This window comes from Pseudomonas monsensis (assembly GCF_014268495.2).
GTDB classification, from domain to species: Bacteria; Pseudomonadota; Gammaproteobacteria; order Pseudomonadales; family Pseudomonadaceae; genus Aquipseudomonas; species Aquipseudomonas monsensis.
In genome coordinates, this window is the sequence record NZ_CP077087.1 from 195,519 (window position 1) to 210,666 (window position 15,148).

Annotated in this window: 12 protein-coding genes; 1 reads left to right on the top strand and 11 read right to left on the bottom strand. The window is 60.9% G+C overall.

The genetic code is table 11. The annotated features are described in order from the left end of the window. Positions 1 to 19 precede the first annotated feature (19 nt). From HV782_RS00875 to HV782_RS00895, 5 genes are read right to left on the bottom strand one after another with little or no spacing between them, the layout of a single operon-like run. Positions 20 to 853, bottom strand: coding sequence for a class I SAM-dependent methyltransferase (locus HV782_RS00875; RefSeq protein WP_186743802.1), 834 nt, complete (start codon positions 851 to 853; stop codon positions 20 to 22). Then, the gene (locus HV782_RS00880; protein ID WP_186743800.1) at positions 847 to 1,086 is read right to left on the bottom strand and encodes a hypothetical protein; all 240 of its coding nucleotides are present in this window, start codon (positions 1,084 to 1,086) and stop codon (positions 847 to 849) included. The genes HV782_RS00875 and HV782_RS00880 overlap by 7 nt, the downstream gene beginning before the upstream one ends. Next, entirely contained in the window at positions 1,076 to 1,996 is a 921-nt protein-coding gene (locus tag HV782_RS00885; protein WP_186743798.1) for a class I SAM-dependent methyltransferase, read from the bottom strand. Before HV782_RS00885 ends, HV782_RS00880 begins: the two co-directional genes overlap by 11 nt. Beyond that, positions 1,993 to 3,297, bottom strand: coding sequence for a glycosyltransferase (locus HV782_RS00890; protein WP_186743796.1), 1,305 nt, complete (start codon positions 3,295 to 3,297; stop codon positions 1,993 to 1,995). The genes HV782_RS00885 and HV782_RS00890 overlap by 4 nt, the downstream gene beginning before the upstream one ends. Continuing rightward, positions 3,291 to 4,865: a glycosyltransferase gene (locus HV782_RS00895; protein WP_225931047.1), complete on the bottom strand. Its 1,575-nt coding sequence runs from the start codon at positions 4,863 to 4,865 to the stop codon at positions 3,291 to 3,293. Before HV782_RS00895 ends, HV782_RS00890 begins: the two co-directional genes overlap by 7 nt. 595 nt (positions 4,866 to 5,460) lie before the next feature. Between HV782_RS00895 and HV782_RS00900 the strand changes: the two genes are divergently transcribed. Beyond that, complete coding sequence (locus HV782_RS00900) at positions 5,461 to 6,912, top strand: glycosyltransferase family 4 protein (protein WP_186743792.1); 1,452 nt, start codon at positions 5,461 to 5,463, stop codon at positions 6,910 to 6,912. A 128-nt stretch (positions 6,913 to 7,040) separates the two neighbouring features. On the opposite strand, the gene HV782_RS00905 is transcribed toward HV782_RS00900, so the two are convergent. From HV782_RS00905 to glmU, 6 genes are all read right to left on the bottom strand, one after another. Beyond that, positions 7,041 to 9,071 carry a pyridoxamine 5'-phosphate oxidase family protein gene (locus HV782_RS00905; protein WP_186743790.1) on the bottom strand — a complete coding sequence of 677 codons (2,031 nt, stop codon included), beginning with the start codon at positions 9,069 to 9,071 and terminating at the stop codon, positions 7,041 to 7,043. 45 nt (positions 9,072 to 9,116) lie between these two features. Continuing rightward, the gene (locus HV782_RS00910; RefSeq protein WP_186743787.1) at positions 9,117 to 9,743 is read right to left on the bottom strand and encodes a glutathione S-transferase family protein; all 627 of its coding nucleotides are present in this window, start codon (positions 9,741 to 9,743) and stop codon (positions 9,117 to 9,119) included. A gap of 105 nt (positions 9,744 to 9,848) precedes the next feature. Then, the gene (locus tag HV782_RS00915) at positions 9,849 to 10,760 is read right to left on the bottom strand and encodes a LysR family transcriptional regulator (protein WP_186743784.1); all 912 of its coding nucleotides are present in this window, start codon (positions 10,758 to 10,760) and stop codon (positions 9,849 to 9,851) included. A 123-nt stretch (positions 10,761 to 10,883) separates the two neighbouring features. Further along, the gene (glmS, locus tag HV782_RS00920; RefSeq protein WP_186743782.1) at positions 10,884 to 12,716 is read right to left on the bottom strand and encodes a glutamine--fructose-6-phosphate transaminase (isomerizing); all 1,833 of its coding nucleotides are present in this window, start codon (positions 12,714 to 12,716) and stop codon (positions 10,884 to 10,886) included. A 2-nt stretch (positions 12,717 to 12,718) separates the two neighbouring features. After that, positions 12,719 to 13,495 carry a DeoR/GlpR family DNA-binding transcription regulator gene (locus HV782_RS00925; protein WP_123470087.1) on the bottom strand — a complete coding sequence of 259 codons (777 nt, stop codon included), beginning with the start codon at positions 13,493 to 13,495 and terminating at the stop codon, positions 12,719 to 12,721. A gap of 215 nt (positions 13,496 to 13,710) precedes the next feature. Beyond that, positions 13,711 to 15,078 (bottom strand): bifunctional UDP-N-acetylglucosamine diphosphorylase/glucosamine-1-phosphate N-acetyltransferase GlmU, encoded by a 1,368-nt coding sequence (glmU, locus tag HV782_RS00930; RefSeq protein WP_186743780.1) that lies wholly within the window; start codon positions 15,076 to 15,078, stop codon positions 13,711 to 13,713. Positions 15,079 to 15,148: the final 70 nt, after the last annotated feature.

The window sequence follows — 15,148 nt, forward strand, 5'->3', positions numbered from 1 at the left end:
GATGTTACCGCCACCTTAATCAGGCAACAGGCTTGCGGGCAATGATGACCTGACTTTTCGCCACCACCGCATCCAGCGCTTGCTTGATCTGCAAACCGCGCGGCGAGTCCAGTACGGCTTGCCAGGTATTGGCCCAGTGATTGAGCAGCGGATGATCCGGATCGCTCAAATCGACCTTGGCTTCCCAGAACAGCAGCATCCACAGCGACCAGTAAAAACCGTACTGGCTGTGGCTGATGATTTCCAGCCCGGCCTCGTTGACCATCGCCTTGAACTGATCTTCGCTGATGACGCGTATGTGGTTGGGTTTCTGGAAGTACTCAGGCGCGGCGATGTCCTTTTGCAGGTCTTCGGAACTGGGGTGCGGCACACTCAACAGGTACAACGCGCCCGGTTTGCCGACGCGCACCAGCTCAGCGAGGAACTGTGCAGGGTCGTCGACGTGTTCGATGACTTCGGTGGACACCACGCGCGTGGCAGTGGCGTCGGCAATCGGCAGCGGGTTGCAGTCGGTCACGTGGCACTCGATGTCGCGCGCCGGAGTGTCGCTCAGGCGCTGACGGGTGGCTCCGACCTTGGCGCCATCAATGTCGGCAATGATGATCTTCGCCCCGCGCATGCCGCAGAAATGCACGTTGCCGCCATCGCCGCAGCCGACATCGAGCACGGTGTCATCGGCCGACACCACAAAGCCCTTGAACAGCTCGTCGGTCTGCTGGTTGAACCAGCCGCTGAGCACCGCATCGTGCAGGCCGAGCGCGTACGAGTCGGCCTTCGCGGCGGGCGCCGCGACAGGCTCTGCCGGGGCTGGAACAGGCGTCGTCGCCGTGAGTTTCTTCAACAGTCTCAGCATGAGGTGGCTCCAGAGGATAGAACGGCGGTTCGGCAAGTGCCGAGGCGTTCGCCCCGTGCAACGCCACGGTAATGCAGGGGCAGTTCGATAATGCGATCGTTGTGTTCACTGAGCATCCCCCAGGATTCCTGACGGTTGCGGCCACCTCGCAGCGCGCGAGTCGGACTACGGGCGGTGAGGTAGGCGCAACTGGCGCGCGGCACCATGATGTCCAGCATTCGTTCAGCGCTCATTGGGCAACCCGGTATCCAGGGGTTTACGGGCAATGATCACCTGGCTCTTGGGCATGAACTGGTCGAGCACTTGCTTGACCGCGAGTCCGTCGGGTCGTTGCAGCAACTCATCCCAGGTTCGGGCCCAGCCTTCCATCAACGGTGGATACGGCGCATGAATGCGATCGCGCACCGCCCCCCCCGGATCCTTGCCGGCAGCCTTTTCGCTGGCCCAGAAGAAAATCATGCCCATCACCCAGAAGAATCCGCTGGCCTGCCGATGCTCGATGACCAGCCCCGCGTCTTCGACCATTGCTGCAAAGCGCTCCGGGGTGAAGATGTGCACATGGTTCGGCGTCTGGTAGTAATTTTCGGGGGCGATGCCTTTTTGCAAATGCTCGCCAACCGGTGCCGGTACGCTGAGCAGATACAACGCACCGGGGCGCCCCATGCGCACCAGTTCGGCCATGAACGGCTCAGGCTCGTCGACGTGCTCCATCACTTCCAGGCACACCACTTTGCTCGCGCAGCCATCAACCAGAGGCAATGGCAGGCTATTACTGACCAGACCCAGACCGGGCCGGGAGCTCTGAGCTTCAACCTGACGAGCCAGATCACGCACTTTGTCGTGTTCGCTGTCAGTGAAAATCACCGAGGCACCCTTGCGTACCGCGAACAACGTCGCGCCGCCCTCGCCACAGCCGACGTCGAGCAAGGTGTCGTCCGGCGTAATGGCAAAGCCTTTGAGCAATTCGCCGCTGTCATTGAGAAACCAGCCATCGAGTACCGCGTCATGGAAGCCGACATCGCGCGGCGACCAGGTGAACAGCGGTGGCGGTTCAGTTGTCGGCTCAGCCACCGGCTCGGCAACAGGTTCAACCGAGGGCACCGATTGTGCGCCGAGCAAACGCCGAAGCAATCGGCGAATCATGCTCCGGTCGCCTCAATGGCCCGTTCGGCGTGCCGCTCGAACAGCTGCGCAAAAAATACCTGCAACCGCTGCTCCGCCACGGCCTGACTGCAAAAACCTCGCAAACTCTCCACCGCTTGCGCCGACATCAACGCATAGCGCTGTGGATCGTTTTTGGCCACCTCATAGCTGGCGCGGTACGCCGCACAAATCGAAGACCATTGGGTGGCATAGCGCAGCGTGCGGTAAGCCGAGCGTGGATCGTGTGGCCAGGTGGTCAAATCCTCCGTTGCCGCAATCAGGAAAGCGTTATCGGCACTCAGATAGTCGATCATCGCCGTCGTGCACGGCGCCACTGCCGGCTTGCCGCAGGACATGAATTCCATCAGCGGCAGGCACTGGCCTTCACCGTAGGACGTGTTGACGACATAGCGGGTCGCCTGCACCAGACGCTCGTAATCCGCGTCTGCCAGGTAGCCATAGATCAGCACGATACGGCAGCGATAAGACTGATTCTTGTACAAGTGATGAAGGATGTCGGTGAGGGCTTCTTCGGCATCGTGGTGGGTGAGCTTGAGTACCAGCGTCGCGTCTTCGTTGTCACGGAACGTCGCACAGAAGGCACTGATCATGTCTTCCCAGTTCTTGCGCCCGTCGCGGGGGTTGAACACCGAGGTGTACACCACGCCTTCAAGCAATAACGTCTGCTCGGTGACCGGCGCTCGAAAATCAATGCCCTTGCCGCGGCGCAGGCGCACCGGACCAAAAGCATTCAGATCGAGCTTGCGGCTGTCGACGACCAGTCCCTTGATTTTCAACTGCACGGCGTCGACGACAGGCTGCCCCTGCAACTGCACGCCCCGCGCGGCAAACCGATCCCAGACCGGTGCAGGCACGGCGACGATCGGGTAATCGGCGTCCATTGCTTCGCGCACGGCATTGACCGTGTAGCTGGAATGAGTGATCGCGGCGCCGCAGGCATTGAGCACGGTGCGCCAGTCGTTCAACGGATCACCGTTGAACGGTTCGTTGGGGATGGTGCTGAATTCCCAAGCGAACACCGGCAACGTCGGGCAGGCCAGATGCACCGGGGTGCGATGCGGGGGCGAGAACGACAGGAACACGCAGGGCTCGCCACGGGCATGGCAGTCCGCGTACAACGCATCGACTTCAGCGACCGGATCAGCAACCTCGACCACCCGCCCGAGGCGTTCCAGCACAGGCCGATACTCCTTGAGCACGAAGTAATAGCTGTATTCCGACCGGCCAAGGTTGCGGTTGATGGTGTGCTGGTTGGTTTCCGAATGGATGATGATCAGCATGAGGCGTTATCCGTAACCTGGGCAACGTTGCCGGCGTGTGACGCCAGTCCGAAAAAGTCTGCGACGCGTTCCTGCAAGGCGGGCACCGCGCAGTAGTTGCGCATGCGCTCGGCCGCCGCCAGTGCCATGTGCTGATAATCCTGCGGCTGCGTGGTGGCCATCCGGTAGCTGTTTTCGTAGGCCTTTTTCAGCGAGCCCCAGTCCGGTCGGTAACGTCGCGCACGATGCAGCCCACGCGGATCATGTGGCCAGATGCTCACTTCCAGACTGGAGCCGACCACGAACGCCACGGACTCGTCGATGTAGTCTTGCATTGCCGTGTGATCGGGCGCGATCACCGGTTTGCCGCAAGCCATGAACGACATCAGCGGCAGGCATACACCTTCGCAATGCGAGGCGTTGACGTAAAAACTCGCGGCCTGATAAAGCCGGGCATGTTCACGATCATCCAGATCGCCCACGATCAGCATCACTCGGCACGCATACGGTGCCAGTTGCGCCATCGGGGTTATCAAGTGCTCGTAGACATCCGTCAGATCGCTCTGGGTCAAGCGCATCACCAGCGTTGCGTCGGGCGTGTCGCGAAATGCCGCGCAAAAAGCGGTAAGGATCTGTATCCAGTTTTTGTGGCCGTCCGTAGGGCTGAACGCCGACACATAGACCACCCCGTCAATGTGGGTCTGGACCTCTACCGAGGTATCCGGCAGTTCCCGTGGTGCAGGAGCGACCACAGGCACCGGTATCGGGCCGGCGATAGTTGGCAAGCGTTTACCGAGCCAGTCATGCAGCCGCTCCGGCAGCAGATCGTGCAGTCCTTCCCAGTACCAGTTCTGCAGGAATCTCACCCGCGGCACCGGTGGCGTCTGCTCGTGGCCCAGATTCAGCAGCCACAGGCGCAAGAAATGCCGGGCAATCACATAGCGGCGCTTCAAGGTCAACGGCGGTGGGCGTGAAGCTTCCAGTCGGGCCTCGATTTCCGCCTGTTCCTCCGCAGTGAGCGGTTCCGGCAGCAGGTTATCCGGGTGCAGGTCCATGAGCCGAGAATCGAAGATGCAACCTTTGACCGTCAACGTGGTGCCGGCATTGACCGGTGTGCTCGCGTGCTCCTCGCGGATCGCCGCAAAGCTTTCCCACAGGGGGGCTGGCAACACCAGCACCGGGAACGCGTCGCCCATTGAGCGACGGATCGCGGCGGCCGCGTGGCTGGACAGGGTGATCACCCGCCCGTGTTTCGCCAGCATGCGCGTCCAGTCCTGCAGCGGATCGTTGTCCCACTGTTCGTCGGGGATCGAGTCGTACTCCCAGGCAACCACACAAACGGTCGGGCACTCGAGATCGAAGGGCGTTGTCTGCGGGGGGTTGAACGAGAGGCAAACGCTCTCCTGGCCAGCGCTGAGCAACTGTCGGTAGAGCGGATCGACCGCGGCGACAGAATGCACGATGTGAACGCGCCCAAGTGTTTCAAGCAGCGGACGATAGGCCTTCAGTAGCAGGTCACTGGAATCAGGCTGAGCCGGATTCTGGCTGATGGAACTGTCGTTGATATCCGAATAAAGAATGAAATTCATGGCGTTCCACGATGAAACTGCCATCCCGGCAGCCTCAAACTATGACGGCCAAACGTCGATCGGATCGGTGTCCGTCATACGCCTGCGGTCCCGTCTTGTTCTTGTTTTAGTGGTCAGTTTCAACTCTTTGCACGACTTGCCCAAAGGACCCGGGTAATCGTGACGAAGGGCATTCTAAACACATCCGTCGAGGGTTCGTGAACCATGCGCCGCGAATAAATCGGTCTACGCTATCGAGAACTGACCGGTCACGGTTTGCCCTGTTGAAATTGTTGTGCAATTGGCACAGATTGCTCACAAACAACTACAACAACTGTTTCGCCTGTCGTCTGATCGACTGTTGCCTTCGGTCTGACAGACCTTCCTTTGAAACCTGCAGGAAGTGGCGAAAGTTAACGGCCAAGGGGTCGCTGTTGAAAAATTGCCTGTTCATCGCCGGTCCCGGGGGACTCCTCGAACAACACCTGCGAACCCGTCAGCGGCAAACCGCCCCGGATCGACTGCCGCTGCAAGCGTTTCCGGCTGGCGAGACCGCGACATCGGAATGGACACCGATTATCCGCAGCGTCGATTTGGCCATCACGGAGCGCGCCCCATGACTCGACTACTGGTGGAATGCACCCACGTTTTCAACCACCCCAAGCTCAATTCCGGTATTCAGCGGGTGGTACGCAACGTCATCAACAAGCTGCCGCCGAGCACGGACGGTGTCGAGTGCATGCCGGTGATCTTGCTCAATGGTCAGCTGTATCGGGTCACGCGCCTGGCGCCTCTGGACACGCCGGTGTTCAACGCCCTGGCAACCTTTGGCGATCGTCTGGAACGGCTGGCCCATCGCTTCTGGCAATGGCAGCAACGGCTCGACGCGCAATGCACATCGAAGCTGGCGCGACGGCTGCTGTATGTCGGCTATCGTGCCACTGCATTCGCCGCGTTCAGTGTGCCGATGCGGGTGTTCCGGCGCATAAGCCGGTTCCAGTTGCTCAAGCGCTGCACCCCGTTGCAACACCAACCGGACGATCAATTGGTGCTGCTCGACTCCTCCTGGCATTCGGATTTCTTCCCCCACGTCGAAAAACTCAAACGTGAAGGCGTCGGCCTCATTGCGGTGATTTACGACCTGATCCCGCTCAAGCACCCGCATTTCTATGAATCACGACCGGCGCAGGTGTTCAGTGAGTGGTTCGACTGGATCTGCCGCACGGCTGACGGCTACATGGCGATTTCCGCCACCGTACGCGATGAAGTGCGTGAAGAACTGCAGCGCCGGATCGGCACCGAGCAGAGCGAAAAGCGCTGGTTCGACTATTTCCATTTGGGTTCGGAGCTGGACCTGCGCAGTTCGGACGCCGCCGTCGATCCTGCGTTGCAACGGGTATTCGAGAGTGCCGAGCCCGTCTTCCTGATGGTCAGTACCATCGAGCCGCGCAAGAACCACGCTTACCTGCTGAACGCTTTCGAGCGCGCCTGGGCCAACGGCTCCAAGGCCAGGCTGTGCATCGCCGGGCACGTCGGCTGGAAGTGCGACGAGTTGCTCGCCCGTATTCGCCACCACCCGCAATTGAACCAGCGTCTGTTCATGTTCAACAACCTGAGCGACACCAGCCTGGAGCATGCCTACGCTCATGCCAGCTCCCTGGTATTCCCTTCGGTTGTCGAAGGGTTTGGCTTGCCACTGGTGGAGGCCATGCAGCGTGGCTTGCCGGCGATGGGCAGTGACATCCCGGTATTCCGCGAGATTGGCGGCGAGTTCATGGCCTATTTTGACCTGCGTGATCCGCGTAGCCTCACAGAGCTGATCATTACCTTTGAACGCAGCGGCCAGTTCCCTGCCAGCCGCGATGTCCGCGACTGGCGCTGGATCGATTGGCGCCAGGCCAGTCAGCAATTGGTCGAGCGCAGTGCACACCGTGTGCTGAAGGTACCGGCAGCACTCGGCAGCGCCATCGCGGCGGACAGCGGTGAGTCGGCAGCCACGCTGCCGCTGAAACCTGAATACCCAATGCTCCGCCCAGCCGTCTCGGGGTCGGCATCACACCACTGGTGAAAGCGTTTCATCGCGTCTGCGCGAACGAATGAACAAGCCTGCGCCCCATCCAGCGGCGCAGGCTGTTGCGTGCTACCAGAGAACGACCGTTGCCAACACCTGTCGCCACGCGCCGACGCCATTCTGCTTCACAGGTCCAGCACCAACGGCTGTGCACTCTGCGCCGGCACCGCACAACAAATCAGCACCTGCCCCTCTTCCGGAATCTCCGCTGGCGGCTGTGGATAATTCACTGCGCCACTGATCAGCCGGGTCTTGCAGGTACCGCATGAGCCACCCCGGCAACTGAACTCCGGGCGCAGTCCGCGACTTTCCGCCAGCTCCAGCAAGCTGCCGCCGTCCGGTTGCCAGCGCGCCTCTTTGGCCGAGCGCTCAAAGACCACCGGCACTGACGTTGTTGCCGCCGGCGGCTGCTCGATGACGATCGCGTCCGGATCCCGCTGGCGTACGAGCGTCGACGGGCCGAAAGTTTCCGCATGAATCCGCGCATCGCGCACATCCAGTTCACGCAGGTTGTCGTACAGGCCCTGAGTAAAACTGCCAGGGCCACACAGCACGAAGTCGATCTGATCGTAGTCCTCGACCTCCAGCAGATTGCGCAGTAACGCACCGTCGATGCGTCCGTGCCGATCAAAATCCTCGCCCAGGTCGGCATCGTCTTCCGGCTGGCTGAGCAAACGCATCACCTGCACCGCATCGCCCGCCTTCTCCAGCAACTGATTCAGCTCCTTGCGAAACGGCTGGTCCGCGAGACTGCGCGAACTCTGCAATAACCACGTCGGGCGAATCCTGCGGGTACGCAGGCCTTGATAAACCACCTCGCGCAGCATCGACAGCAACGGCGTAATGCCGACGCCCGCCGCCAACAGCACCAAGGGCCGGCGTTCCAGCGGCGCCACGGTGAAATGCCCCTGCGGCGCGCGCGCCTCCAGCACGTCACCGACGCGAATCTGTTCATGCAAATGGGTCGAGACCCGGCCTTCACGCTTCACGCTGATGCGGTAGAAACCGTCCGACGGCGCGCTCGACAAGCTGTAGGTGCGGATATGCACCTCGCCATCGAGGGTAAAGCGCAGTGGCAGATGCTGGCCGGCGAGAAATACCGGTAAACCGGCACCATCACTCGGCTCCAGATAGATGGAGCGAATGTGGCGGCTTTCCGCTTCGATTTTCGCCACCCGCAGCGGTCGCCATTGGTTGCCCAGAGCCTGCGCCTGCAAACGGGCATCCGCCTCGGCCCAGTTGCCGGTCAACAGGCTGTTGGGCGACATCCCGTCGAAGCGCCAGCGCAGAGCCAGGGCTGCCGGGCGCCGCACCAGTTTCTCCACTTCAAATGTCCACAACCGCTCCGCGCCTTGAAAGGCCTCGATCTGCGGGCCTTCAAGGATGATCTCGGTGCGTCCGCTCAGTTGCAGTACATCGCCTGTGGAAAAGTCGATGAACAACAGACCGGCCTTGGGATTGAGCAGCAGATTGCCCAAGGTGTTGAAGTGCAGGTTGCCGGCAAAATCGGGAATGGTCAGGCGATTGCCCTCCACCCGCACGAAACCGGGCTGGCCGCCACGGTGGGAAACATCCACCGCACGCTGGCCGTCGGTATCCACATAACTGGCGACGAAAAACGTGTCGGCGCTGGCGATCAGCGCCACCGCGGCGTCATCCAGCGCCGCCAGATGCCGGGCCGGTCGCGAGGCCGGATCGGCCAGCGGCACCCGTTGAAACTGGCGCAACTGAATGTATTGCGGACAGTTGCCAAAGGCCTGATCCACCGTCAACTCGAATCCGTCAGGCGCAAGATTGGCCACATGCCCGTTGAGGCGATTGCGCCGCCGGGTATGCAGTTCGATGCCGAGCAAGCCGACAGGCTCGCCGTCAGCCAGTTGCGCCGGATCATCAGCAGCCGGCAGGCTGGAAAACCTCAGGTGCTGCGGATCAGGCGAGCGGGCAAATCCCGGCGCCCCTTCGAGCACACTGGCCCAGGGACGACCGTCGGCATCGACCGCGCCGAACAGCATGAAAGGCAGTTGCTGATAGAACTCACGGTGCTGATCCGGCATCCAGGTGCGAATCACCTTGCGTCCGAACGCCTCCATACGCGCGGCAACACCCACCTGTTCTTGCAGTTGCCGCTCGCCAGCGTGCCACGGTGAACGTTCCATCACGACCTCCCTTGCGCGCTGCTCGCGCAGTGTGGATCAAGAAAATCAGACTGCGGTTTGCAGTCCGGCAACGGTGCGCGGCATGCCGACAAAACCGGGCAACGCTTCAATCCGGGCCAGCCAGGCGCGCACATTGCCATAGTCGTCCAGCGACACATTGCCTTCCGGTGCATGGGCGATGTAGCTGTAGGCCGCTACGTCGGCGATGGTTGGCTCGCTGCCCGCCAGATACGGCGTCTTGCCCAGCTCGCTGTCCATCACTTTGAGCAAATTGTGCGAACGCTCGATCAGTTCATCGGCATTGAGTTTCGCCCCGAATACCGTGATCAGCCGTGCAGCCGCCGGGCCAAACGCAATCGGGCCCGCCGCGACCGACAACCAGCGCTGCACCCGTGCAGCACCGACCGGATCGGCGGGCAACCAACGGCCATTGCCGTACTTGTGCGCCAGATACACCAGAATCGCGTTGGAATCGGCCAGTACCACGCCGTTGTCATCAATCGCCGGCACCTGGCCGAAACTGTTGATGGCCAGGTAGGGCGCCTGTTTGTGCTCACCTTTCGCCAGATCGACGAGGATCAGCTCGGTAGGCAGTTGCAACAGGGACAGCATCAATTCGACCCGGTGGGCGTGGCCGGAACGGGGGAAGTTATAGAGTTTGATCGCTTGCATGGTCGACTCCGCTGGACAGTGGCGCCGTTGCGGGAATGACAGCGCCGATGGGAGTCATCTTCCACCTATCGGTAAAACTACAGAATAACCAGCAAATGCAATCAATTATTTCAGCAGGCGCAATAGTGCCGGGTGTTCGCGCAGGGCGTTGACCGCGAAGTCGACGAAACTGCGTATGCGCGCGGGGGCCTTGCGCCCACCTTGGTAGACCACGTGGATCGGTAATGGCGGCAATTCGAATTCGGCGAGGACAATTTCCAGCTCACCTGCGGCCACCTTGCTCGCCACTTGATAGGACAGCACCCGGGTCAACCCCAGCCCCAGACATGCTGCGGCGATCGCGGCCTGATTGGCGGTGACCACCAGACGCGGCTCCGGACGCACAACCAGCGACTCACCGCGTTCAAGAAACGGCCAACTGCGCGTCTGGCCAGTGGCGGACGTCGCCACCACCGGTAAACCTGCCAGCGCCTGGGGATGTCGGGGACGGCCATGTTCGGCGAGAAATTGCGGCGAGCCGCACACCACCCGGCGCACTTCACCCACCCGAATCGCATGCTGATTGCTGTCCGGCAGCTCACCGATGCGCACCGCCACATCAATCCCCTCCTCGACCATGTTCACCACCCGGTCGAGCAGCAAGGCATTGATCGAAACATCCGGATACTGCGCCAGATACCCGGCCATCACTGGTGTGACAAACAACTCGCCGAACAACACCGGCGCCGTCACTGTCAGTTGCCCACGGGGCTCGGCGTGGCTGCCGGCGGCGGAATCCTCGGCCTCCTGCACCTCGGCGAGAATCCTGCGGCAGTCTTCCAGGTAACGCTGACCGGCTTCAGTGAGATGAACTGTGCGCGTCGTGCGAACCAGCAATTGCGTACCGATCCGTTGTTCCAGTGCCGCGACTGCGCGCGTGATGCTGGCGGCCGAAACTCCAAGACGCCGTGCCGCCGCCGAGAAGCCTTGCTCTTGCGCAACGGTGGCGAAGGTGTGCATTTCCTGGAAACGATCCATGGGTCGACTCTCGCTTGAAAATCAAACGATCACAGCCTGCGGCAGTACCTACAGGGTGAACGCCAATACCTTGTAGGAGCTGTCGCAGGCTGCGAATTTTCCGCTATCTCAACTGTGGATAACTTATTCCACGGTCACCGACTTCGCCAGGTTGCGCGGCTGGTCGACGTCCGTCCCTTTGAGCACGGCGACGTAGTACGACAGCAATTGCAGCGGGATGGTGTAGAGAATCGGCGAAAGGATGTCGTGGATGTGCGGCATCTGCACCACGTGGGTGCCTTCGCCGTTGGTCATCCCGGCCTTCTCGTCGGCGAACACGATCAGTTCGCCGCCACGGGCACGGACTTCCTGCAGGTTGGATTTGAGCTTCTCCAGCAGTTCGTTGTTCGGCGCCACGGTGACCACCGGCATGTCGTTATCCACCAGCGCCAGCGGGCCGTGTTTCAGTTCACCGGCCGGATAGGCTTCGGCGTGAATGTAGGAGATTTCCTTGAGTTTCAGCGCACCTTCCATCGCCACCGGGAATTGCGCGCCACGGCCGAGGAACAGCGTGTGGTTCTTCTCGGCGAACAGTTCGGCGATTTTTTCCACCGTGCTGTCCATCGCCAGTGCTTCACCCAGGCGGGTTGGCAGGCGACGCAGTTCTTCCACCAGACGGGCTTCAACGCCCTTGGCCAGGGTGCCGCGCACCTGACCCAGCGACAGGGTCAGCAGCAACAGACCGACCAGTTGCGTGGTGAAGGCTTTGGTCGAGGCCACGCCGATTTCGCGGCCGGCCTGGGTCAGCAGAGTCAGGTCGGATTCACGCACCAGCGAACTGATGCCGACGTTGCAGATCGCCAGGCTGGCGAGGAACCCCAGCTCCTTGGCATTACGCAGCGCGGCGAGGGTGTCGGCGGTTTCGCCGGACTGCGAGATAGTGACGAACAGGGTGTTCGGCTGCACCACCACTTTGCGGTAACGAAATTCGCTGGCAACTTCGACCTGGCACGGAATCCCGGCCAGTTCTTCGAGCCAGTAACGGGCAACCATACCGGCGTGGTAGCTGGTGCCGCAGGCCACAATCTGCACGTTGCGCACTTTGGCGAACAGCTCGGCGGCTTGCGGGCCAAAGGCCTGTACCAGCACTTGATCATGGCTCAGGCGACCTTCGAGCGTGCGCTGAACCACCGTCGGTTGCTCGTGGATTTCCTTGAGCATGTAGTGGCGGAACTCACCCTTGTCGGCGGCCTCGGCACCGTCGCTGTACTGCACGGTCTGGCGCTCGACGGCAGTACCGTTTACATCACAGATCTGCACGTTATCGCGGCGAATTTCGGCGATATCGCCTTCTTCCAGGTACATGAAACGGTCGGTGACCTGACGCAGCGCCAGTTGATCGGAGGCGAGGAAGTTCTCACCCAGCCCCAGGCCGATCACCAACGGGCTGCCACTGCGCGCAGCGACCAGACGATCCGGTTGTTGTGCATTGATCACCGCCAGACCATAAGCGCCGTGCAGTTCCTTGACCGTTGCTTTGAGCGCGACGGTCAGGTCCGGTTGATCCTTGAGTTTGTGGCTGAGCAAATGCGCGATGACTTCGGTGTCAGTGTCCGAGGTGAATACATAACCCAGCGCTTTGAGTTGTTCACGCAGGGCTTCATGGTTCTCGATGATGCCGTTGTGCACCACCGCGATATCGCCGGAGAAATGTGGGTGAGCGTTACGTTCGCAGGGCGCACCGTGGGTGGCCCAGCGGGTGTGGGCGATGCCGAGGCGACCGACCAGCGGATGCTCGGCCAGTGCGGTTTCAAGCTCGCTGACTTTGCCCGGACGGCGCATCCGCTCAAGGCTTGCGTCATTGGTGTACACCGCCACACCGGCGCTGTCATAGCCGCGGTATTCGAGGCGCTTGAGGCCTTCGAGCAGGATGGCGGTGATATTACGTTCAGCAACTGCGCCGACAATTCCACACATGCTTATTTCTCCTGACTGACAGCCGCGCAAATCACGGTGATACCGCGGGCCTGAATCTGATCGCGTGCATCGTTAGGCAGGCGATCATCGGTAATTAGGGTATGGACGCTGCTCCAGGGCAGCTCCAGATTGGGGATCTTGCGACCGATCTTGTCGGCCTCGACCATCACGATGACTTCCCGCGCCACTTCCGCCATTACCCGGCTCAGCCCCAGCAGTTCATTGAAGGTCGTCGTGCCGCGTACCAGATCAATACCGTCGGCGCCGATGAACAACTGGTCGAAGTCGTAAGAGCGTAGTACCTGCTCGGCGACCTGGCCCTGAAAGGACTCCGAATGCGGATCCCAGGTGCCGCCGGTCATCAACAGCACCGGCTCGTGCTCGAGTTCACTCAAGGCGTTGGCAACGTGGAGGGAATTGGTCATGACCACCAGACCCGGCTGCTGGCCGAGTTCGGGGATCATCGCGGCGGTGGTACTGCCGCTGTCGATGATGATGCGTGCGTGTTCGCGAATGCGCTTGACCGCCGCCCGGGCAATCGCCTGTTTGTATTTGGAAACGCTCTGGGCAGTTTCTGCCACCAGCTCTTGCGGCATGGTGATCGCCCCGCCATAACGACGAAGCAACAAGCCGTGGCTCTCCAGTGCGGCCAGATCCTTGCGAATCGTAACTTCTGAGGTTTCGAAGCGCTTGGCCAATTCGTCCACACTGACTTCGCCCTGCTCGTTGAGCAAGGCGAGGATGTTGTGACGGCGCTGGGGCGTGTTGCGTTTCGACATGGCGATATAAGTTTCGATTCGAAAGATAACGGAAGCAATCAAAACCTATCGGCCCTGAATCGTCAAGCAGGCACTCAATAAATATTCTGTGGATAAAAGCATTGCGGGCAAGCCCGCTCCCACCTGGATTCGCTGTGTTTGAAGATCTGTCCTTCAACACGAATCCTGTGGGAGCGGGCTTGCCCGCGATGGCACTCGAACGGCCTGTGTATAACTCAGCTTTTCTTGATCTTCTCCGGCCGCTTCCAGCCGTCGATGTTCCTCTGGCGAGCACGACCGACCGCCAACTGCGCGTTATCCACATTTTGGGTAATCGTCGAACCGGCAGCAGTGGTTGCACCGTCAGAGATATCCACAGGCGCGACCAACGAGTTATTGGAGCCGATGAACACATCGGCACCCAACACGGTTTTCCACTTGTTGGCGCCGTCGTAATTGCAGGTGATGGTGCCGGCGCCGATGTTGGTGCGTGCACCGATTTCGGCATCACCCAGATAGGTCAGGTGACCGGCCTTGGCGCCCTCGCCCATGTGGGCATTTTTCAGTTCGACAAAGTTACCCACATGCGCGCGCGCTTCGAGCACGGTGCCTGGACGCAGACGTGCAAACGGGCCGGCATCACTGCCCTCGCCCATAACAGCACCTTCGATATGACTATTGGCCTTGATCACCACGCCTTTGCGCAGGGTGCTGTCCTTGATCACGCAGTTCGGGCCGATCACCACATCGTCTTCGATGACAACGTTGCCTTCGAGGATCACGTTGATGTCGATCAGCACGTCGCGACCGACGGTCACTTCGCCACGCACATCGAAGCGCGCCGGGTCGCGCAGCGTCACGCCTTGGGCCATCAACCGACGGCCAGCGCGCAACTGGTAATGACGCTCCAGCTCGGCCAGTTGCCTGCGGTCGTTGGCGCCCTGCACTTCCATCGGGTCGTGCGGTTGTTCGGTGGCCACGACCAGACCATCGCTGACCGCCATTTCGATCACGTCGGTCAGGTAATACTCGCCTTGGGCATTGTTGTTCGACAGTCGACTCATCCAGTCGGCCAGACGGTTGGCCGGCACGGCGAGGATGCCGGTGTTGCCTTCAGTGATCGCGCGCTGCGCTTCGCTGGCATCCTTGTGCTCAACGATGGCCGCCACCTTGCCGTCGGCGTCCCGCACGATACGGCCGTAACCGGTCGGGTCATCCAGTTCGACGGTGAGCAAGCCCATCTGTCCAGGCACGACGTGCTTGAGCAGACGTTGCAGGGTTTCGACTTCGATCAGCGGCACGTCACCGTACAGAATCAGCACGGTATCCGCGCTGATGAACGGCACCGCCTGCGCGGTGGCATGACCGGTACCCAGTTGCTTGTCCTGCAGGACAAAATTCAGATCGTCGGCGGCCAGACGCTCACGGACCACATCGGCACCATGGCCGATGACCACATGGATGCGCTGTGGATCGAGTTGCCGGGCGCTGTGGATAACATGCCCCAGCATGGAGTTGCCGGCAATCGGGTGCAGCACCTTGGGCAGCGCCGAACGCATGCGGGTGCCTTGACCGGCCGCGAGGATAACGATTTCGAGAGACATGACTGGCTACCAATCCTGGGTGGTCAGCAACTGCGACCGGGTTCTGGGAATTCGGAAAAGAAAAAAGGGT